This window comes from Pseudomonas sp. LBUM1651, from assembly GCF_059716135.1.
In genome coordinates, this window is sequence record NZ_CP166805.1 from 3,546,130 (window position 1) to 3,566,973 (window position 20,844).

The window sequence follows — 20,844 nt, forward strand, 5'->3', positions numbered from 1 at the left end:
CTAGGGTGCAGGTCGGTTGAAAACGATGTAAAGCGGGCCAAGCCCTGACTCGACCGGGAACACCAGGATGTAGTCGTCAAACCGGTCATGCGCCTGCTCTGCATTGGCCTCAATTGTCGGCACTCGCGCGGACTGAACAAACCCCACACCACGCTGTTGGGTCGGTGTTGCATCCGGACCGGTTTCAAGGGAAATCGGAGCAGCCCAGTGGACAGTAACGGCTGAAGAACCCTCAGGAGAAAAGCTGAAACTGTTCCGGTGCCGATCCTGCTTCACCGCTCTGACCCTGACGCCAGAGATCGAACGACAGCCTCCGCAAGCCGTGACGTAAACCTGCGACAACGTTTTGATCTCGCGCAAACCCTGGAACATTTTGCCGGGCTTGGCGGGAACTGCCGCGGCGCTCATGCGAAAAGGTAGATCGGCCTCGGCCTGGTTCGCGGCCAGGTGTTGCCAATCCTGCCCTTCGATGGGCAGAAGTTCGGACAACGGGACGCTGACACCGAACAGCTGAGTGTCTGCCCGGCTGGAAAAGGCGAAGCTCAATACGGCAGCACGCTGGTTCCCTGTGTCCGGTTCGCTTGAGGTGTTCTGCCAGGAAAACTCGGCAACCGTCGAGCGTATCGCTTTAAGCAAATCCGTCTGCTGAGATGCCAGCAACGCAGGTGAACCGCCTGTCAGCAAAAGATCGGGACGTTTCTCGGCGAAAGCGAGCGGGGCGCTGATCGTGTACACCGTTTGTGTAGAACTGCGCGAATCAATCAAGTGTTGATGCGCCGCTATCAGCAATGCTTCCGCTTCATCATGCAGAGTGCGATGGCGCTGGGAAATGCTTGCCAGTCGTGAGATGTAGCGATCATGGGTGGCGTTGATCTGCTGCACAAGGCTCTGCCATTGCGCTTGCCCGGATTGCGCATATGTCAGGCTTCGCTGAGCGCCGCTTTGGACAAACTCCACTCTCATTTTCCAGAACTCATACTTTCTGACGGCCATCAGTGCTTTATGCTGAGCAACTTCCAGGGTACGTATGCCGGTTTCCTGATTGGGGATGTCCAGACGGGTGTTCTTTTGACTTTGAAGGTTCCTGATCTGCAGCTCGAAATGGCCGAAAGCTTCTTCAACGACCTGACCTGAGACAGCCACATCCGCCGCGATTTTTTCGACCTCGGCCTGGCTCCTGAGCAAAGGGGTTAGCGGCGCAACGGGTGGTTTGGCAACAGGAATGTCCTCGCCTTTGAATGCCGGCATTCCTTGTTGGTGATGCCATGTTCTGACGTGGTGGACCATGGCTGCCGGGCTGTTGGTGTTGGACTTGTCTGTAGGGTAGAACAGCAAGTCAGCCCCTTGGGGATGACCAACGATCCGGTCGAAATGGTTGATCAGTCGGTCATGTTCCGGTTTCGGTAGATCAACGGCCCAGATTTTGTTGACCAGTGCCTGGAATTCCAGAGCGGTGTAATCCTTGAGCGTGGCTTTAAGTTCCATCTTGAATTCTTCCTTGGTTATTCGCACGACGAAGACAGCGCACCTGTTCACTCCAGATGAACAGGTGCCAATCTATTACGGCTGGTATTGGTTATTCCGGCTTGAATCCTGGTTTGTTACTGGCTGCACGCCATTCCTTGACTTCTTTCAGGATGCCTTCGGGACTGTCTTCCTGGCCTTCCTTTGGGTAGAAGATGACGTCGGAACGGTCTGGATGTTCGGAGACCACCTCAAAATGCTCCACGCGTTCAATTGAAAATTTATCAAACTCGTCCGAGGTTAAACCCTCCCCTCCATAAAAAAGTTCTCTCAGGAACTCCAGAAATTCAGACTCTGTGTAATCTTCAAGACGTGTAGTGTTTTTCATAATCAATTACCTCCTTTATGTACCAGAACATGCCGTCTCGGCGTCATCACGACAATATTTTCCATGTCGTAAACCGCTCCTCCTTGTGCAATTTCCAATTGATGATGAAGCTCGAATTTTACTCGACCTCCGTACTGGTCATTTGCGCTCGGGTAAGGCGCCAGCCCCTTTTGCATAAACCTCAGATTTCTAGCACTGAATTGCGTTCTCAGCTCAGGATCCGCCGCAACCGCCTTCCAGAACGCCCGCCTAAATTCATGAAAATTACGAAACTCCTTCCACCGCAACTGTTCTGCAATTTCTCATGGCACCGGTGCTCCCTCACCCCTCGCATCGTCTCCAAGCCAAACCTCCGAGACGTCGGATCCCCAACCTGTAGCAATGCCGGGGTCATCACGTCGGTCTCGGAACAGCACATCCGACGAGGGCAGTACCATATCCCCTGGGAACCCGGGAATACTCGCACCAATCTCCCCTTCATCAACCGCCGGAAATGTCTCGTTTTGCGGTAGGACCGGGATGGCCGGGTTGCCGGGATAAACCACCGGTGGGATGGAGGGGATTGGCGATGTCGTCGAACCCAGATGTTCGCTGCCCGGCGGCACCAACGGTGTCCAGGTGCCAACAGGCGGAATCGGCCACGGCACAACCGCTGGAACGATGCCCAACCACCCTTCTGCACTTTGCGGTGTCTTGATGCTGATTTTGTCGAGGTTGAACGGATCAGCCCAGAACTCCGGCCGCTCCTGATATCGCAATTCGAACTCGCGGTTCTCACCCACCCATGCACTTTTCGGCGCGTACGGGGCGAAGCCTTGTTCGACTCGTTTTTTGTTCACCTCATCGAGTGGATGGCTCAGGACTGAGTGCTCGCCGAGCATTCGCCACAACGCCTCATCGAACGCCCCGAAAGACTTGAATTCCCTGCCTCGGAACTGATCGCCAATCTGACTCGGGATCGCTGCGCCCGCCGTCTGACTCGCGCCTTTCCACCAATCAGCCGTCGGTGATTGGCCGGTTCCGGTGACAACACCAGTGCCCATGGGTGGAACGTTGAAGGACAGGTAGGTCGGTGGAAGGCCGGGCACGCAGATAATGCAATCCTGAATGCGCAAATCAACACCCGTCGGGATGTCCTGAATCTGCGGTTCCGTGACGGTCAGTCGAGCCTGACTGCCGATATTCGCCGTGGCGTCAGGAGTGAACTGCACATACCTGGCCGGTGAGCCAGGAACCTCGGCGGTGTAGATGCCTGTCTGCGGGTCGAGCACTGCATTAACGACCGGGACGCTTGAATCGATATCGCCACCCGTCGCGGCGACAACGATCGCGGTTCCTTCCGGTGTCGCTACAGGTTTGAGCCGGTATTCCACCTCCACCGAACCGCCTGCATCAGCAGCTGCCCGCATCTCTTGAGGGTCATGAAGCTCCAGAGCGTGAGCCGGGACTGCGACAGCCTCAAATAACCGATGTCGTTGCTCAGGGGTTAACTCGCCGTTGCCCAGTTCACGAGTCGGATAAAACACTCCCGCCATTAACAACGCAGCTTGCGGACGCGTGACCGTGCTCAAGACGCTGCGTACAACGAAGGCCGCACGCGTTACTGCGGTTACCAGATTTCGCGCATCAGCCCATTCTCCCCCGTGGCTGGGCAATACCCCGGCAGAAAGCGCTGACGATGTGGCCGGTAATTGAAAGGTGTTGGCCTGCCTGACCCGTTCGAGGCGAGCATCCTCATCAACCTGCTGCTTGAACCGCATGCGTGCGTCACGCTGCTCGGCGTGTTGCAGATGGCGTTCCCAGAGTGCCTCCCGCTCACGCCAGACGATGCTCTGCTCGGCATGGTGAGTGGCCAGTGCGTTGGATTTATGGGTGAGCGCGTCGATTTGCGCCGGCAGCAGTCGCGCTTCATGAGCCGCGTTGTAAGCGCGCTCCCAGATCTGATGGCCACCCGTCAGCGCATCACCGAACTGCCCGAGTCGTGTCTGATAGTCGTCGGCGGTACGCGCGAGCGGATCGTGCCCGTCGAATGACCGGGCAAGTGCCTCGAGTCGCCAGCGTGGTGCCGTTTTGCCGCCGATATTTCATTTTCAAGTGACGAAGCGGGTTGCTCGGCTCTGGCGGCAAAACTTCGGTCAATTTCAGCTCTGGTTGCGTTTTGAAGCTGGGTGAATTGTGCGAGTAATTGATTGCGCGCATAGATGCGTGCCTGCTCCCGGGCTTGCGCGGCGGCGGCCAGTGCCTGCGCTTCTTGCTCTGCCTTGTTCCGGTTGTACTCTTCCTTGGCTCGCCTTCGTGCCTCTTTCGTGCTTTTGCTGGGACCACTAATTGCGCCTGAGGCTCCTACGCGGTTGCCTCCAGAACTTCCGCCCGCCACCTCCCGAGCCACCACCGCCGCCCGAAGCAGGCGGGCCGGACCTGATGACGACGTCTCCTGACGTCCCATCGTTGAATCGTTGTGCCATACAGTCTCTCCTTGTCTGTAGGGCACAGCATGTCGATGGGGGAATGGCGAGGTGCGGTACATATGTATCGCAGGGGATTTATTTCGTAGATTGACGCTTTCTGCACGGCTGAGTCGCGAGCCTACATAAACCCTGTTCATGCGCTTAACTGACAGGGACTCGTCAACGTCAAAGAGGAAGCGCACCGATGCCCCGTCTCACTGCGAAAGACTTCGCCCCGGAACTGCTCGAACTCTACGACTACTACGCCCATGGCAAGATCAACCGGCGCGAATTCCTGGACCGTGCGGCGTTGTTCACCCTGGGCGGTTTGACGGCCAGCGCCTTGCTGGCCGCTCTGAGTCCAAACTATGCGCTGGCCGAGCAGATTGAGTTCACCGACCCGGACATCATCGCCGAATACATCACCTACCCCTCCCCCAAAGGCAACGGATCGGTTCGCGGTTATCTGGTGCGTCCGGCCAAAGCCACCGGCAAGGTGGCGGCCGTGGTGGTCGTGCATGAAAATCGCGGGCTCAACCCGTACATCGAGGATGTCGCACGGCGGTTGGCCAAGGCCGGTTTCATCGCGCTCGCTCCCGATGGACTGACCTCGGTGGGCGGCTATCCCGGCAACGATGACAAAGGTCGGGAGCTGCAGGCGACCGTTGACCCTGAAAAGCTCATGAATGATTTTTTCGCCGCCATCGAGTGGCTGATGAAACACGACGCGAGCAGCGGAAAAGTCGGCATCACCGGCTTCTGCTACGGCGGTGGCGTGGTCAATGCCGCAGCGGTGGCCTATCCGGAGCTGGGCGCCGCCGTGTCCTTTTATGGCCGACAGCCCGAGGCCAAGGATGTCCCTCGAATCAAGGCACCGGTGATGCTTCATTACGGTGAACTGGACACGCGCATCAACGAAGGATGGCCCGCTTACGAGCAGGCTTTAAAAGCGGCAGGCAAGACTTATGAAGCCTATATCTACCCCGGTGCCAACCACGGTTTCCATAATGACTCGACGCCGAGATACGACGAGGCCGCCGCCAAGCTTGCCTGGGAAAGAACACTGAACTGGTTCCGGCGCTACCTGGTTAGCACAAAAAACGCCAAGCAGTGATTCATCTCTATGTTTTTTAGAGTGCCAAATCCCATGAGCAACATTGATTTTCTATCGCAAAGAACCCCACTCTTCAGCATTGTTCTGGTCAATTACAAGACCATCGAAATAACCCGGATTTGCCTCGACCTGCTGCGTCAGCACTTGGGCGAAAGCAACATCCCGGTCTGGGTAGTCGATAACGATTCCGCCGATGAAAGCACCGATTATCTGCGCACACTGGGCTGGATCAACCTGATCGAACGACCCTCTCCCGAAAAGGAACCGGGCCATATTGCACACGGAAAAGCACTCGACATGGTGCTGGAGCGGGTTGAAACCGACTATCTGTTTTTGCTGCACACCGACACGTTCATTTTCGACAAGAATGTGTTTTCGATGATGTTGAGCAAATGCATTAATAAACCGAACGTCGTGGCCATCGGATGCGTAGAACAAATCAACCGCGGCACCACGAGAACCCTTTGGCGCTTTAGCTCACGACTGGTCAAACATCACGTCAGACGCCTGAAACTGTCCCTGGGATTACGCTCCAGAGAGCCAAAGCCCTACAGGGAGGTTTATTTGAAAAGCTTCTGTACCTTATGGAACTGCAAGCTGATGAAACAACACGGCATGCATTTTCTGATGGATGATCGCGTACCCGGTTATACCCTCCAAGACCGCATGACCCAGCTGGGCTATGTTGTTGAACTGTTGTCGACGCGCAAGATATTCAGCTACCTCGACCATATTCAGGCCGGCACCGTCGCGGCCGCTGGTGGTTACGAAACAACGCATAGACGAATGAAGATGTACAACGACATCCTTAAACGCTTGAACAGTGAACACAGCCAGGTTTCGTCTTCACATGAAAAATAGTGCGTGTAACGCTACCTGGAAGTACCCCAGGTTGTTATGAATAGTTTATTGGAGCGGTAATGAGACCCATCACGCAGACACTGCCCATCACCGTTACGCCAGAGCTTGATTTCGACCAGAACGCCGCCAGCTCGCTGGGTCAGTCGCTCGCAGTTACTTACGCTCAGGCCACCCCCTTTCCACACATCGTCATTGACGACTTTTTACCGCAAGACCTGATTGCGAGCATCTGCTCGCACTTTCCAGTCGAGCCAACCAGCAACGAAATGCATTATGAGCGCGGCTACAAAGGTCAGCACAAACGGCAAATCAGCCCCAACGAATGCGATCCCTATTTGAAGACGGTTTTCAACGCCTTCAACTCTGCACCCATGTTGCAGTTTCTTGAAAAACTAACAGGCATCGAAGGCTTGATACCCGATCCTTACTTTACGGGCGGCGGGCTGCATGAAACGAAAAAGGGTGGTTTCCTGGGAGTGCACTCGGACTTCAGGCTCAACAAAAAACTGAATATCGAGCGCAGACTGAATGCCATTATTTATCTGAATCAGGATTGGCAAGAGTCATACGGTGGCAACCTGGAGCTATGGGATGTCGGGATGAAGACTTGCCTTAAGAAAGTCCTGCCGCTCTACAACCGCTGTGTCATTTTCAACACCGACAAGGACAGCAACCATGGGCACCCGGAGCCTCTGACGACACCGGAACACATTACGCGCCGGTCCATCGCGCTGTACTACTACACCGCAGCCACCGTGGTTGCCGACCCTGCGCAAAGAAACAAAACTCATTACAAACCAAGGCCCAAGGATCGTTTGAGCCTCAAGTACTACCTCAACAAGCTCATCAAGAAAAAGACCTGACGAGTCGCGCCTACCCCACCACATCAATCAACTGCTCGCGCTGCGCCCCCGTCAGCATCGGACCGAACCCCGCACCGGCATTTTCCGCCATGTAGCGCGGGTTGCCGGTGCCGGGGATGACGCAGGTCACCGCCGAATGCGCCAGCAAAAACTTGAGCGCCAGTTGTGCCCAACTGGTGACACCGACTTGCGAGGCCCATCCCGGTAACGGCTTGCCCTTCAAGCGGGCGAGCAAATCACCGCCACCGAATGGCCGGTTGCAGATCACCGCCACGCCGCGTTCCCGACACAGCGGCAGGATGCGTTTTTCGACGCCTCGATCATCCAGCGCATAGTTGATCTGCAAAAAATCCAGTGGCTCGGCTTTCAGCACCGCTTCCACTTCGTCGTACGCCGACGCGGTGTAATGGGTGATGCCGATGTAGCGAATGCGCCCTTCTTCCTTCCATTGGCGCAACGTTGGCAAATGGGTTTTCCAGTCCAGCAGGTTGTGAATCTGCATCAGATCGATCCGGTCGGTCTGCAGCAGTTTGAAAGACTGCTCCATCTGCGCGATGCCTTCTTCACGGCCACGGGTCCACACCTTGGTCGCCAGAAACGCCGGTGAGCGCGGCTTGTGGATCGACAGCAGTTCGCCGGTGGTCTGCTCGGCGCGGCCATACATGGGCGAGCTGTCGATCACCGTCCCGCCCTTTTCGAACAACGCACTGAGGACGGCGGGCAGGTTTTTGTAGGCCGGATCGGCAGGCGCGACATCAAAGCCGCGATAGGTGCCCACGCCGACAATGGGCAATGGCTCGTTGCTGGAAGGAATGGCGCGGGTCAGCATGTTCTTGCCTCCTGTTTCCTTCGACGGCGCGGTGGCTGCAAAGGCCGGATCGAAAGTGAGCACCGCCGAAGCACCGGCAGCCAGCGTGAGTATTTGTCGACGCGTGTATCCATCAGTGTGGCTCATGGTTTCGTCCTTCCACTGCTTTGCTGTTTGCCTGTTGCGCCTGCTGCCCGGCCAGCCACACACATAACCCGCCCCACAGCCCGGCAAACGGCACGATCACCAGCGCCACCAGACCAAAACCCGCGCCCAATGCCGTCAAGCCGGCGGACAACCAGCCGCTGGCCGCGTCGCCGCCGCGATACACCAGGGTTTCGATCACATTCTTGGCCTTGTACTTTTCCTCGCGGCTGACCACCGTCCACAGCACTTCACGCGCCGGACGCACGATGGCGAATTCGACCGCACGGCGCAGCCCTTGGGCCATGGCGACGGTTGTTGGCACCGGTGCGAGGGCCATGGCCGCGAATGCCACGATCGTCGCCAATGGCAACGCGGCCAGCGCCCCGCCAATGCCGATCAGCCGGATCAACGGCGCCGTCAACAGCAACTGGAACGTCAAGGTCAGCGCCGACACGGTCAAATCGACCACGGCGAAGAATTGCGTCCTGCTGGCCACATCAGAATAGCTGCCAGCGACGATTCGACCCTGTTCGAAATACAACAAGGTCGCGGCGCTGGTGTGCAGCAGCATGAACGCCACCATTGCCAACAAATATCGCGAGCGCAAAATCAGCATAATCCCCGCCAGCATGCTGCCGCCCAGACGCCGATCATCCAGCGAACGGCGACCGGACTGCGATGCAGTGCGCAGCAACAGCGCCCGATAGCAACGCACCGCGACTTCCAGCAGCACCGCCGCCGAAAAGGTCAACGCCACCGGGCCAAGACGCGTGGCCATCGTCGCGGCCAACAACGGCCCGATAAACGTTCCAAGGGTGCCGCCCGCCGCGATGAAGCCGAACAACCGTCGCCCCTGTTCGCTGGAAAACCGGTCCACCAGCACGCTCCAGAAGATCGAGACGATGAACAGGTTGTAAATGCTGATCCATACAAAAAACACCCGCCCGACGTCTATCGGCGCGATACGGTTGGCGATCAACACGCCAAACAGCAGCATCGACACGGCGATCAGGCGATAGATCAACGGCACGAAGCGCGTGGCCGGCAGCCGCGAGGCCAAGGCACCAAATACCGGCACCATCAGCAGCATCACCACGAAGGTGGCAGTGAACAGCCACTGCAATTTATCGGCGCCGCCCTCCAGCCCCAAGGCATCCCGTAGCGGTCGCACCAGGTAATAACTGGCCAGCACACAGAAATGGAACGCAAAACCCAGCACCAGGGCCGCCCTTTCGCCGGGCAAAACGTCGAGCCATTTGCCAACGATGGGCATCGGTGCCCTCCTCCACGGCCAGGGCCGGCGCGCGCCGCTGTCGTTCAACTACACTCTGACAGCGATCAGCCGTCGCGGTCGTCAGGCCCAGAGTAGTCAATGCCACCCACTAACGTTAGCCGAATGTCGCGCATGCTGATGTATCTCGTCGTCATCGTTGGCGCGTTGTACCTGGCGCTGTGTGTCGCGCTGTTCGTGTTCCAGCGCGCCCTGATCTACTTCCCGCAACCCGCTGCGCCCGGCGCCCCCGGAACGCTGCTAACGCTGACGGTGGCAGACGCACAGGTACAGGTCACCGTCAGACCGCACGCCGGGCCCAATGCATTGATTTATTTTGGTGGCAACGCCGAGGACGTTTCGCGAAACCTGCCGGAATTCTCCCAGGCGTTCCCCGACCATGCGCTCTATTTGCTGCACTACCGGGGTTTTGGCGGCAGCACCGGGTCGCCTTCCGAGGAGGCGATTTCACGCGATGCCATGACCTTGTTCGACAAGGTCTACGACACACATCCGCACATTGCAGTGGTGGGTCGCAGCCTCGGTTCGGGCGTCGCCGTGCGCCTCGCGAGCCAGCGCCCGGCCGCGCGACTGATCCTGATCACACCCTACAACAGCCTTGAGGATCTCGCCGTCCGCCAATACCCGATTTTCCCGGTGAAATGGCTGCTGCAGGACAAGTTCGAATCGTGGAAATACGCCGCGCATATCTCGATACCGACGTTGTTGCTGGCGGCCGAACAGGACGAAGTCATCCCGCGCTCAAGCACCGAACAACTCTACGAACATTTCGCCAAAGGTGTGGCGACCCTGAAGGTCCTTCCGGGCGTGGGGCACAATTCGATCTCCGACAGTCCCGAATACCTGAAGCTGATGGAGGACGGGCTGTAGCGAACTCGATCATTTGCGCGCCAGCTTAAAGCGCACGCAATCTTCGTAGAAACTCTGCCGCAGCGCCGCGGGCTTGATCCGCGACGGGCTGTCGTAGGTTTGCTCGGTAATACCCATCGCCGTCATGCGCATCCACGGCTTGCTGAACTTGTAGGTCTGTAATTTCTGCCGGGCGGCGTACAACGAAACGCCCGCCAGTTTGAGTTCCTGGGCTCTTGCTGCAGTGCCCGCGCCCCAGCTGCACATGTACCGGTCATTGCTTTGAAGCTCTTTGGCCTGGACGGAGACAGCGATGCCAGTCAGGCCCAACGAAATCAGTGCGATCCATACATTGCGCATTTAAAGCCAGCCCTAACCACCTGAAATTAAAGTGATTCTGTCTGTAACTTTCGGGCTTCGGGGCCAGCAAAATGCCTTGATTCAAACCGCGTCAGTTTCCCGAGACCAGTTTGAGGCCGATAACGCCGCCCAGGATGACAACAATGCACAACACCCGCAGCAGCGTGGTGGAGTCGCCCAACACCGCCATCCCCAGAATGGCGGATCCTCGATTGACGGAACCACAATCCGACCGCGCGCTGGTCGAGTGCCTGCTGGCGGCCGGCATCGCCGAGCAGCACCAAATGAATCGGCCAGCGGCTTGAAAATGCGTTCCAACTAGCTATTTACCCGGTTACGCCCATTGCGCTTGGCCTGGTAGAGCGCGTCATCGGCGCGGGTCACCAGGCTGTCCAGACTCTCACCGGATTGCGCAAAGGCCACGCCGAAGGACGCCGTGATCGTATCGAGCACTTTGCCGTCGACACGCGCCTTGATCCGTAACGCCTGGATTTTCACCCGCAGTTGCTCGGCAAAAACCCCGGCACTCGCCAGGTCGGCGCAGTGTTCCAGAATGACGCAGAACTCCTCGCCACCGTAACGCGCCGCCGTGGCGTGGGGTGGCAGCGAACTGCGCAGTACTTGCCCGACATGTTGCAGGACGCGGTCGCCCAACGGGTGGCCGTACTGGTCATTGAATTGCTTGAAGTGATCGATATCCAGCATGACCAGCGCCACGCCCCGGTCAGTATTACTCAGCGCCTGCTCCAGCAAACGGGTGAAGGCTGTCCGGTTGAGCAGCTCGGTCAGGCCATCGAGTGTCGCCGCCAGTTGTGCCCGTTCAAGTTTGCTGCGCAGGTTTTTGATCTCGTTCTGGGCCGAGTGCAACTGGGAGAGGAAGCGTTCCTGCTGGTTCTGCATGAGCTGGGTGCTCTGTTGCAGCTCGCTCAAAATATCCGGCAAACGCTCGGTGGCGGGTAACTCAAGCATTTCCAGGCAACGTCCCAGACTGCTTTGAAAGTTGAGATTGCCCTCGACGCTGCGCGAAACGTCGCGCTGCATGTCATCCACCAGATTGATTGCCTGTTGCTGCCCGGCGCGGGCCTCCGCCAGCTCGTCGCGAATGATGTAGTCGCGAAACAGCCGGGTGGCGGATTCCGGCGGGAAACAATCGAAGTCCTTGACCACCCGGTCCAGGTGTCGATTGAGCTCGGGGTCCAGGCCTTTGCTGTAGGTGTACCAGAGCGCGTAATGCACCGGATTGGGCGGGATGTTGTGACGAACCATCAGCGGGATGGCTTGTTTGAGCAGCGCCGCAGCCTCGCGGGAATCTTCCGGATACAGCGCCAGGGCAGTCGCACGCGTCTCTATTTGGCTCATGTCATCACTGTGGTTGTTAATGATTGGCAAATGCAAAACGCTGCGAGCATAACCAGACGCGTGGCAAACGGCTATCTCAACGTTTAACAACCGACCTTGTAGAAGCTAGCTTGCTCGCGATGGTGTGTCAGCCACATCGGGGTGACTGACACACCATCGCGAGCAAGCTCGGCTCCTACATGGGTTACTCAGCTGCCCGCACCACCGTGCGCCTCTTCGAAGAAGTAGTCCTTCCAGGTGGCCGCCTTGTTTTTCAGTACGCCCAGTTCCTGCAGTTTCTCGGCGTAGATCGCCGTGCGCTGCGGCACAACCGTAAAGTTGATTTCGGGATCGTTGACGATTTGCTCAACCAGCGGCAGGGACAACTTCGATTGCTCGACGCGGATGTAGGTCTGGGCGGCTGCGGACTTGTCGGCCTTGATGATTTTTTCCGCTTCGGCGAGCGCGTCGTAAAACGCCTTGTAGGTCTTCGGGTTTTCGTCGTGGAATTTTTCCGTGGTGTACAGCACGTTGAACGTGGCCTGCCCGCCCAACACGTCGTAGGAACTCAGCACCTTGTGCACGTTGGGGTTCTGCAGTTCCTGGTACTGGAACGGCGGGCTGGAAAAGTGCGAGTTGATTTCAGAACCGCCGGCGATCAGCGCCGCCGTCGCATCCGGGTGGGCCAGGCTGATCGAGATGTCGTCAAATTTCTTGTAGTGCTCATTGCCAAACTGCCTGGCCGTTTCGATCTGCAAGGTGCGTGACTGGAAACCCACCCCAGCCGCCGGCACGGCGATGCGATCCTTCTCGGTGAAATCGGTCAGGCTCTTCACGTTCGGATTATTGGTCAGCAGGTAGTTAGGCATCGAGCCCAGCGAGGCGATGGCCTTGACGTTCTGTTTGCCCTTGGTTCGATCCCAGATAGTCAGCATTGGCGGCACGCCTGCCGATACCACATCCAGCGCACCGGCCAACAGCGCTTCATTCATCGCAGTGGCACCGGAGATGCTGTTCCAGTCGACCTTGATATCCAGGCCCTGTTCCTTGCCGTGTTTCTCGATGAGCTGCTGGTCGCGAACCACATCCAGAATCAGGTAACCGATACCGAATTGCTGGGCGATGCTGATCTTGCCTTCAGCTTGCGCGCCGGGACTGAGTAACGCACTGACCGCTGCTGCCGCGGCTACCAATAATGTCAACGCTGAACGCTTGTAGGGAGTCGGCATGAAGTTCTCGCTGTGAGTGACCCTTACGCAAAAAAAGCGCGACGCCCAAGCGCCACGCTTCGTAGAACAATAAAGCTAAACGATCTTAAAAATCACATATAAATATCTTTTTCGAATTAGCTTAAACCTTTGCGTTGCTTCTGCTTCTCTCTAATCCCTGCGGCTTGCAGCCGGATCCAATCACCTGGTCGTCATGCATCTGGAGGATGAAATCAAAATAACCAAAAGGTATTAATAAATACAAAATCAGTATTTATCGTTATAAAAATATCCGCGTAATCTCAAGCCATTCCGTCATTCATCACGACAGTGAAGTGCCCTATGAATCCGACTGCCAACGTTATCGATTTCGTCATCCACCACAAACGCAAACAGGCTCAGCAACGGGCACGGGCCATGTGGGAGATGTACGCTCGAAACGCCGGTTTACAGGCCTTTCACTGGGTACAGCCAACTGATTCGACAGGGACCCGTCAGGCGTGAATATTCGTGAACCCTCGCGCTTTCTGGCGAGCGCCGACGAACCCGTGCTGGATTTGAACGCTCTGGAGTCGCTGGAGGAAGATCCGATCTGCGAGCGGGTCGCGCAAAACCTGCAGCGTTTGCGAGGCAAGCGTCATCTGTCCCTCGATGCCCTGTCGCGGCAATGCGGTGTGAGTCGGGCGATGCTGGCGCAGATTGAATCCGGGCGCAGCGTGCCGTCGATCAAAGTGCTGTGCAAAATTGCCAGAGGCTTGAAGGTGTCGGTGGCCGCCTTTCTGGAGCATCGGGCGTTCGAAGGTGTGGCGGTATTGTCAGCGAACCAGAGCAAACGCCTGGTCAGTGCCAGCGGTGCATTTGTCAGCCGGGCGCTGTTTCCGTTTGACGTGGCGCGTCAATCGGAGTTTTACGAACTGCGTTTGAGTCCATTGGGTGAGGACGTATCCGAGGGTCACGGCCCTGGCGTGCAGGAGAATCTGGTGGTGTCACAGGGCGTGCTGGAAATCAGCGTCAACGATGAGCGCTACCTGCTTTCAACCGGCGATTCGATTCTTTTTTATGCCGACCAGCCCCACCGCTATCGCAACCCTGCCGACAGTGAATCGGTGGCGTATCTGGTGGTGACTTACCCGGAACGCCTGGATTGACGACCACCTGAATCCGGACTGGCAAATACCGAAACCGTAGGAGCACGGCTTGCCGGCGAAGGCGTTCTCAAGGGCCCCTTCGCCGGCAAGCCGTGCTCCTACGAAAAGCGCTTCACACGCTGAATGATCAGCAGGTGCAGCACATCAGCGGCATGCCGTTGCAGCTCATCATCATCGGCATGCTGCAATCGTTCATCATTTTCATCATCAGGGCGCAGCAGTTTTTCATCATGTCCATGTTCATGCCGGCCATCGGCATGATTTTGCACATCATGCAATCGGCCATCATGGTGCATTCCATCACGCACTTCATCGACGGCATCGGCATGCCCATCATCGGCATTGGCATCATCATGTTCATCATCGGCATGGCCATGCTCGCCGGGGACATGCACATCATGCTCATGTTGCCGCAGTGCATCATCATCGGCATGCCGCAGTTCATCATCATCTGCATCATTTCGGCGCTGTTCTTGAACATCGCCATGTCCACGCCAGCGGCCGGCATCATCTTGCACATCATGCCGTCGTCCATCATTTCGCAGGTCATGGTCGCCATCATCATCGGCATGCCCATCATCGGCATCATTGGCATGTTGCCGTTCATCGGCACTTGCATCTGCATGGCGTTCATCATGGTGTTGCTCCCTGAAGGATTGAATAGTTGGACGAAGCTGATGGGGCCGATTCTAAGGATTGGGTCAGGGGCGACAAGATGACCATCGAGCAGCGGAATCTGATGCTGGAACCGCTTTAGCGAGGTGGACAGAGCGTGCTTTTCTGCTGTGACGACTATCTGGATTTGATTGCAGACATAACGAAAACCACAACGCCGTTTTCGCGGTCATGGATATGCAAAGGGGGTCTATTTAAATAACCGAAAGAAATAATCGTTCTAACTGACTGAGCGATTTTTCAATCACAGCTTATTTCAGGCAAAAAAAATCCCGGGCAGCTGATGGACGCCCGGGATTTAAAAATGCATAAACCGTGGTGGTGAACGCGGGGCGGATATTACGGAATATTTCACCGTGTAACAAGATATTTTGACTCACCATCCGGTTACTAAATTTTCTAACCCCTTAAATATCCACACTTTTTTTAAGGTCGAGTGACGATAAGCGGTCATCTACAAGTACCAGCGATATTCCCGGGCACTGATGTCCTGCAGAAATGCCAAATGATCCTGACGCTTGTTTTCGCAATACACATTCACGAACTCTGCGCCCAATCCCTCGCGCAATTGCGCATGGCTTTGCATTGAACGCACGGCCTCCAACATCTCCAGCGGGAAATCGATTCCACTGCCACGATCTTCATTGAGCGGTGCGATCGGTTCACGACCGGCTTCCAGTCCTTGTTCCAGCCCCACCAGAATCGCCGCCAGTACCAAGTAAGGGTTGGCGTCGGCGCCGGCGAGGCGATGTTCGATCCGCAGATTTTTCGCGTCCGACTCCGGTACCCGCAGGCACGCGTCGCGATCTTCAAAACCCCAACTGGCACGTGTCGCTACATTCACGGTGCCGCTCAAGCGACGCATTGCGTTGTGGTTCGGCGCAAAGATCGGCATGCAATGCGGCAACAGTTCCAGGCAACCGGCCACCGCATAGCGCAGCGGTTGTTGGTCGTTGGCCGCCAGCAGGTTGTTGCCCGCCTCGTCATACAGACTCACATGAACATGCATGCCGCTGCCGGGGTGTTGCAGGTAAGGTTTGGCCATGAAACTGGCGCGGTAGTTGTGCTTCATGGCCACGCCGCGGGTGCTGCGGCAAAACAGGGCGGCCCAATCGGCGGCACGCAGCCCGTCATTGAGGTGACCGAAGTTGATCTCGAACTGGCCCGGGCCCAATTCGGCGGTGATCACCGTGGTGTCGATGCCTTGCGCTCGCGCGGTCTCGACCATTTCATCGAGCACCGGCGCAAACCGCGACAGTCGTTCAATGTGCATGTTCGGCTGATCGTCCGCATCATCGGTCAGCGGATCGCGCGCGAACTGCGGCAAGCCGTCGCGCAACTGGCGATCGAACAGGTAGAACTCCAGCTCGAAGGCCACCACCGGGAAAATCCCTTTGCGACCGAGCCGTTCCAGCACCTGCGCCAACACTTCCCGCGGTTCGAAGACGATCGGTTTTTCAGTGCCGCTGGAGGTGATCAGCATCTGCCCCAGGGGCTGCTTATCCCAGTCGACGATTTTCAGCGTGCCCGGCACCAGACGGCGCGGCGCATCCGGATCGCCGTCGTTGAAACAGTAGTCGCCGATTTTGAACAGCCCACCCTGGGTGCCCAGCAACACACAATTCTGCGGCAGCTTGAGCGCGCTGCCCGCGGCGACTTTTTCAAGCATCTCGATCGGGTAGCGCTTGCCGTAGAAATGCCCGGGGATGTCCAGGGAAATCAGGTCCACGTAACGCACATCCGGGAAGCGCTGACGAAACGCGCGAACTTCAGCGACCAGATCAGAGCAGACAGCATCCATCATGTTGTTCCTTGTTGTTTTTATCAGGTGTAAACCCAGAGCACCCGGGTGAGCTGATCGGAGAGATTGCCGTAGCGGCAATGGGTATGGCTGGCGAGCTGAAAGCTGTCCCCTGCCCCCAGAGTGACCGGTTGATCGTCATCCAGCCAAAGTGTCAGTTGCCCTTCGAGCACGTAACCGCCCTGCTCCGAGCTGTCGTTCATATGCCGGTCGCCGCTGCTGGCGCCGGGTTCGAGCCGGCTTTCGAGCATCGAGAACGACGCGCGCATTTTCGGCGAGACCAGGATGTCGGTGATGCCGTCGGCGTAATACAGCGTGCGGCGCTCGTCCGGCCGGGTCACCCACGGCAAGGCCATGGGTTTGGGCAGGCTGTAGAAATAGGTGGTCGGCACGCCGAGGGTTTCGCTGATGGCGGTCAGGTCCGCTACCGTCGGCCGTGACAGTCCACGCTCGACTTGCGAGAGGAATCCGACGGAGCGACCGATTTTGTCCGCCAGTTCTTTGAGCGTGTATTTTTTGTGTTTGCGCAGGTCCTGAATCAGGATCGCCAACGCCGAGATTTCTTCTTGCCTGTCCATCTGAAAGCTTCCAGAAAATGTGCGAATCAAAGGCTGTCGCGTAAGCGATACCAGGCCTTGCCGATGGCTTCCAGCGGTGCGGCCATGTACTTGCCGCCAGGGAAAGTCCCGTTGACCAGGCCCTGATACAAGGCCAGCTCATCCGGCTGACCCAGTATCGCGTCGGACACGGCACGGGCCCCGGCCAGGGTCGGTAGCACGCCGTGGCCGGAGTAACCCTGAAGCCAGTAGAGATCGCCGCGACGACCGATATCTGGCGTGCGCTTGAGGGTGAGATCGATGTGCCCGCCCCAGGCGAATTCCAGTTCTACATCCTTGAGCTGTGGAAACACCCGTTGCAGAAAGGGTCGGGTCGCCGCGGCGATGTCCTTCGGCATGCCACCCAGGTAGGTGCAACCACCGCCAAACAGCAACCGGTTATCCGGCGTACGACGGAAATAATCGAGCACGAATTGATTGTCGGTGACGCAGGCATTGCTCGGCAGCAGCGCAGTCGCCTGCGCTTGCGGGAGTGGCGCGGTGGCCACCTGATAAGTGCCAACCGGCAACACACAACTCGACAGCTTCGGATCAAGCCGATCCAGGTACGCGTTGCACGCCAGCACCAGCACATCGGCCCGAATACGACCGCGCTCCGTGGTGACCACGTACCGGCCACCCTCTTCGCGATAGTTCAGCGCCTTGCTTTGCTCATGAATTTTCCCGCCGGCGCGCTCGATGGCGGCGGCCAGACCGAGCGCCAGTTTCAGCGGATTCAGGTGCGCGCCTTCCGGATCGAACAGCCCGGCCTGATAGCGTTCACTGGCGACCCATTGCGGCAGCTGCTCACGCGGGATGAATTGCAAACCGTCGTGGCCCCACTTGTGGCTGGCCTCGTGTTGCCACTCGGTCAGCAGACTCACCCGACGCGGCAACACCGACGTCCAGAGGTGACCGGCCCGGTAGTCACAATCGAAATCATGGCGTTCGGGCAATGCGCGCAGTTCCTGTGCAGCCCAACGCATGCCGTCCCACAACCGCCGCGCACGTTCATGACCCAGCGCAGCCTCCAGCGGCGGCATGTCACACGACCAACCGAGAATCGCCTGACCGCCATTGCGCCCCGACGCCGCCCACGCCACCCGACTGGCTTCCAGCAAGGTCACGCGCTTACCGGCCAAGGCCAGTCGCAACGCCGTGTGCAAGCCGCTGAAGCCAGCACCGATGATCAACACTTCGGTGTCCTGCTCGCCTTCCAGAGCCGCACGCTCCACCAGACGATCCGCGCAAGTGTGGGCGTAGTAACTGGCGACGTGCCGGGTGGATTGCTGGAACATGCGGGCCTCGTGAATTTTTCTATTTATAATTTCATGAAAAACTACACGTTAAATTTCACCGCCGCAACCGTTCCGGCCACAAAAAAAAGTCCCGCCCAGAATACTTGGGCGGGATTTATCCAATCAGGCAACGTTATCTAACAACAGGTCTCAGGCGACAGGAATCATTGGATCTGCGGCAGCCAACGCAGCGGCACGGTCGGCGGCCGGCGGGTAGATCCACACCGTGTTGATCTGCGTCTTCAGGTTCTTGCCTTCCTGTTTGACCAGTTTCACCTGGCGGTCCCAGCCCTCGGTGTACACCGCGCCCCAGCTGCCCAAATCCAGGCAGGTCACATACTTAGGCTGGCTGTACGGTGTCGGATCGACGCCGAGAATGTGCGCGGCAACGTTATTGCCGGCGTGACGACCCAAGGAAATAGCATGCTGGCAGGTCATCAACGCGTAGTTGCCGATGTCGTCGGAAGCGGCGTAGGCAACGTCGCCGGTGGCGTAGATATCCTCCTGACCGATGACTTTCAGGTGGCTGTCCACGTGCAGGCGGCCGAGGTGATCGCGTTCCGCCGGGATCTGCTCGGTCAGCGCGCTGGCGCGCACGCCGGTGGTCCAGACCACGGTTTTCGCATCGATACGCTGGCCGTCGCTCAAGTTGACGCCGTTGGCATCGACGGAAAGCACCGAGGCCTTCAAGTGCCATTTCACGCCGGTTTCAACGCTGGCCTCTTCGATCGACCTGGCGATTTCGGCGCCCATCGACCCGCCAATTTTCTCGCCGCGATCGACGATGATCACCTCGACGTCAGCCTGAGCACCCAGGATGGCATGTAGACGCGCGGTCATCTCGGTCGCCGTTTCAATCCCGGTGAAACCGCCGCCCGCCACGACGACGGTGTTGCGGGCTTTACTTTCCGGCAGGCTGGCCAGGGATTTCAGGTGGTTTTCCAGGCGCACGGCCTCTTCAATCTGGTCAACGTCGAACGCATGTTCAGCCACGCCTGCAGTGGCCGGGATGGCGAGACGGCTGCCGGTGGCCAGAACGAGTTTGTCGTAGCTGCACACTTGTCTGGCACCCGACGCATCGATGTAGCCAACGCGTTTTTGCACAACGTCGATGGTTTCTGCAGCGCCTTTGATGAACTTCACGCCGACCGCATCAAACAGCTCACCGATCGGTGCAGCCAGCTGGTGCGCATTCGGTTCATAGAAGCGCGGACGAACCCGCAGCTCGGCCTGCGGAGCCAAAACAGTCACTTCAACGTCGTTGTGACCATGAATGTCGAACAGACGCGTTGCACTCAAAGCTGTCCACATACCACCGAAACCTGCGCCAATTACCAGGATGTGCTGTTTCATTTTTAACTCCGAGAGAAGGCCGATCAATGAATTCATCAAAGGTCATGCACTTGCCAGCGCAGACCGAACAACTACGAATATATTGATCCGAGTTAGTCGGCGCAATCGATTTTTTATGATGGTTGCTATCGAAAGCTTTGATCCACGGCATAACGCTGCCCAATCAATGTGGAAAGGCAGTGATGGAAGGAGATGAGCGGCTGCGGGGTTCGTTGCTCGGCTAACGTTCTGCTGTTAACATTTACGACAACATTAGTCGGAGATCCAAATGTCTCTTTATAGCGCGGGCGTTGAGTACGGCATTCACTGCCTGCTTTTTCTGGTAGGCAATTGCGGCGACACCCGTGAGGCGAGCGTGCGCGAACTGGCGGAGCTTCAAGGCGTGCCGCAGGACTATCTGGCGAAAATTTTCACCAAACTGGCCAAGGCAAAACTGGTGGTGGCCACTGAAGGCGTGCGCGGCGGTTTCAAGCTGGCGCGGCCCTCCGACGAAATCAGCGTGCTCGATATCGTCAATGCCATCGACGGGCAGAAACTCATCTTCGATTGTCGCGAGATTCGCGGGCGCTGCGCCTTGTTCGAAGGTTCCGCACCCACTTGGGCGCTGACAGACCCCTGCTCGGTACATGCGGTCATGATGACTGCGCAAAAACGCATGGAGGACGCCCTTGCCCAGCAGACCATTCTTGATCTCGCCAGGAGAGTGGGACGAAAGGCGCCGGCTGAGTTCGGTGCGCAGGTGGACAACTGGATCAACGATCGCCGGGAAAAGAAAAGCAGTGCCCAGGCATCTGACGACCAGACTATCCCGATCACCGAGATTTCCGGCTAAGCC

The 20,844-nt window shown here is 57.6% G+C and carries 22 protein-coding genes; 8 read left to right on the top strand and 14 right to left on the bottom strand.

The window, feature by feature from the left end; genetic code table 11:
- The 4 genes from ACA066_RS16415 to ACA066_RS16430 all read right to left on the bottom strand — a co-directional run bounded on the left by ACA066_RS16415 (position 1) and on the right by ACA066_RS16430 (position 3,423).
- Positions 1-1,485, bottom strand: coding sequence for a bacteriocin immunity protein (locus ACA066_RS16415; protein WP_497695753.1), 1,485 nt, complete (start codon positions 1,483-1,485; stop codon positions 1-3).
- A gap of 91 nt (positions 1,486-1,576) precedes the next feature.
- Positions 1,577-1,852 carry a bacteriocin immunity protein gene (locus tag ACA066_RS16420; protein ID WP_497695754.1) on the bottom strand — a complete coding sequence of 92 codons (276 nt, stop codon included), beginning with the start codon at positions 1,850-1,852 and terminating at the stop codon, positions 1,577-1,579.
- Positions 1,853-1,854: 2 nt separating this feature from the next.
- Entirely contained in the window at positions 1,855-2,151 is a 297-nt protein-coding gene (locus ACA066_RS16425; RefSeq protein ID WP_497699895.1) for a pyocin-S2/colicin E7-DNase domain-containing protein, read from the bottom strand.
- 3 nt (positions 2,152-2,154) lie between these two features.
- Entirely contained in the window at positions 2,155-3,423 is a 1,269-nt protein-coding gene (locus ACA066_RS16430) for a pyocin-S2/colicin E7-DNase domain-containing protein (RefSeq protein WP_497695755.1), read from the bottom strand.
- 120 nt (positions 3,424-3,543) lie between these two features.
- Here ACA066_RS16430 and ACA066_RS16435 point away from each other — a divergent pair, with 120 nt between their 5' ends.
- The 4 genes from ACA066_RS16435 to ACA066_RS16450 all read left to right on the top strand — a co-directional run bounded on the left by ACA066_RS16435 (position 3,544) and on the right by ACA066_RS16450 (position 7,137).
- Complete coding sequence (locus tag ACA066_RS16435) at positions 3,544-3,885, top strand: hypothetical protein (protein WP_497695756.1); 342 nt, start codon at positions 3,544-3,546, stop codon at positions 3,883-3,885.
- Between the two features lie 619 nt (positions 3,886-4,504).
- Positions 4,505-5,413, top strand: coding sequence for a YghX family hydrolase (gene yghX, locus ACA066_RS16440; RefSeq protein WP_497695757.1), 909 nt, complete (start codon positions 4,505-4,507; stop codon positions 5,411-5,413).
- A gap of 33 nt (positions 5,414-5,446) precedes the next feature.
- Positions 5,447-6,274, top strand: a complete 828-nt coding sequence (locus ACA066_RS16445; protein ID WP_497695758.1) for a glycosyltransferase family 2 protein — start codon at positions 5,447-5,449, stop codon at positions 6,272-6,274.
- Between the two features lie 59 nt (positions 6,275-6,333).
- On the top strand, positions 6,334-7,137 hold the full coding sequence (locus ACA066_RS16450; protein ID WP_497695759.1) for a 2OG-Fe(II) oxygenase: 804 nt from the start codon (positions 6,334-6,336) through the stop codon (positions 7,135-7,137).
- Positions 7,138-7,147: 10 nt separating this feature from the next.
- On the opposite strand, the gene ACA066_RS16455 is transcribed toward ACA066_RS16450, so the two are convergent.
- Positions 7,148-8,092 (bottom strand): aldo/keto reductase, encoded by a 945-nt coding sequence (locus ACA066_RS16455; RefSeq protein ID WP_497695760.1) that lies wholly within the window; start codon positions 8,090-8,092, stop codon positions 7,148-7,150.
- Positions 8,079-9,365, bottom strand: coding sequence for an NTP/NDP exchange transporter (locus ACA066_RS16460; RefSeq protein ID WP_497695761.1), 1,287 nt, complete (start codon positions 9,363-9,365; stop codon positions 8,079-8,081). Before ACA066_RS16460 ends, ACA066_RS16455 begins: the two co-directional genes overlap by 14 nt.
- A 99-nt stretch (positions 9,366-9,464) precedes the next feature.
- Here ACA066_RS16460 and ACA066_RS16465 point away from each other — a divergent pair, with 99 nt between their 5' ends.
- On the top strand, positions 9,465-10,253 hold the full coding sequence (locus ACA066_RS16465) for an alpha/beta hydrolase (RefSeq protein WP_497695762.1): 789 nt from the start codon (positions 9,465-9,467) through the stop codon (positions 10,251-10,253).
- 9 nt (positions 10,254-10,262) lie between these two features.
- Here the strand turns inward: ACA066_RS16465 and ACA066_RS16470 are convergent, their stop codons facing one another.
- The gene (locus ACA066_RS16470; protein ID WP_497695763.1) at positions 10,263-10,592 is read right to left on the bottom strand and encodes a hypothetical protein; all 330 of its coding nucleotides are present in this window, start codon (positions 10,590-10,592) and stop codon (positions 10,263-10,265) included.
- Between the two features lie 143 nt (positions 10,593-10,735).
- On the opposite strand from ACA066_RS16470, the gene ACA066_RS16475 reads away from it, so the two are divergent.
- Positions 10,736-10,897: a hypothetical protein gene (locus tag ACA066_RS16475; RefSeq protein WP_497695764.1), complete on the top strand. Its 162-nt coding sequence runs from the start codon at positions 10,736-10,738 to the stop codon at positions 10,895-10,897.
- Positions 10,898-10,910: 13 nt separating this feature from the next.
- Here ACA066_RS16475 and ACA066_RS16480 read toward each other — a convergent pair whose 3' ends face one another.
- Both ACA066_RS16480 and ACA066_RS16485 read right to left on the bottom strand, forming a co-directional pair.
- Positions 10,911-11,951, bottom strand: a complete 1,041-nt coding sequence (locus ACA066_RS16480; RefSeq protein WP_497695765.1) for a GGDEF domain-containing protein — start codon at positions 11,949-11,951, stop codon at positions 10,911-10,913.
- A 188-nt stretch (positions 11,952-12,139) separates the two neighbouring features.
- Positions 12,140-13,159: an ABC transporter substrate-binding protein gene (locus tag ACA066_RS16485; RefSeq protein ID WP_497695766.1), complete on the bottom strand. Its 1,020-nt coding sequence runs from the start codon at positions 13,157-13,159 to the stop codon at positions 12,140-12,142.
- A 536-nt stretch (positions 13,160-13,695) separates the two neighbouring features.
- Here ACA066_RS16485 and ACA066_RS16490 point away from each other — a divergent pair.
- Positions 13,696-14,286: a helix-turn-helix domain-containing protein gene (locus tag ACA066_RS16490; RefSeq protein ID WP_497699896.1), complete on the top strand. Its 591-nt coding sequence runs from the start codon at positions 13,696-13,698 to the stop codon at positions 14,284-14,286.
- A gap of 127 nt (positions 14,287-14,413) precedes the next feature.
- Here ACA066_RS16490 and ACA066_RS16495 read toward each other — a convergent pair whose 3' ends face one another.
- From ACA066_RS16495 to ACA066_RS16515, 5 genes are all read right to left on the bottom strand, one after another.
- Positions 14,414-14,923, bottom strand: a complete 510-nt coding sequence (locus ACA066_RS16495; RefSeq protein ID WP_497695767.1) for a hypothetical protein — start codon at positions 14,921-14,923, stop codon at positions 14,414-14,416.
- 492 nt (positions 14,924-15,415) lie between these two features.
- The gene (locus ACA066_RS16500; protein WP_497699897.1) at positions 15,416-16,762 is read right to left on the bottom strand and encodes a glutamine synthetase family protein; all 1,347 of its coding nucleotides are present in this window, start codon (positions 16,760-16,762) and stop codon (positions 15,416-15,418) included.
- 23 nt (positions 16,763-16,785) lie between these two features.
- Positions 16,786-17,340, bottom strand: a complete 555-nt coding sequence (locus ACA066_RS16505; protein ID WP_497695768.1) for a helix-turn-helix domain-containing protein — start codon at positions 17,338-17,340, stop codon at positions 16,786-16,788.
- A 26-nt stretch (positions 17,341-17,366) separates the two neighbouring features.
- Entirely contained in the window at positions 17,367-18,656 is a 1,290-nt protein-coding gene (locus ACA066_RS16510; RefSeq protein WP_497695769.1) for an NAD(P)/FAD-dependent oxidoreductase, read from the bottom strand.
- A gap of 150 nt (positions 18,657-18,806) precedes the next feature.
- Entirely contained in the window at positions 18,807-20,009 is a 1,203-nt protein-coding gene (locus ACA066_RS16515) for an NAD(P)/FAD-dependent oxidoreductase (protein ID WP_497695770.1), read from the bottom strand.
- A gap of 268 nt (positions 20,010-20,277) precedes the next feature.
- On the opposite strand from ACA066_RS16515, the gene ACA066_RS16520 reads away from it, so the two are divergent.
- Positions 20,278-20,841: an RrF2 family transcriptional regulator gene (locus ACA066_RS16520; protein ID WP_497695771.1), complete on the top strand. Its 564-nt coding sequence runs from the start codon at positions 20,278-20,280 to the stop codon at positions 20,839-20,841.
- The last annotated feature ends 3 nt before the right edge of the window (positions 20,842-20,844 follow it).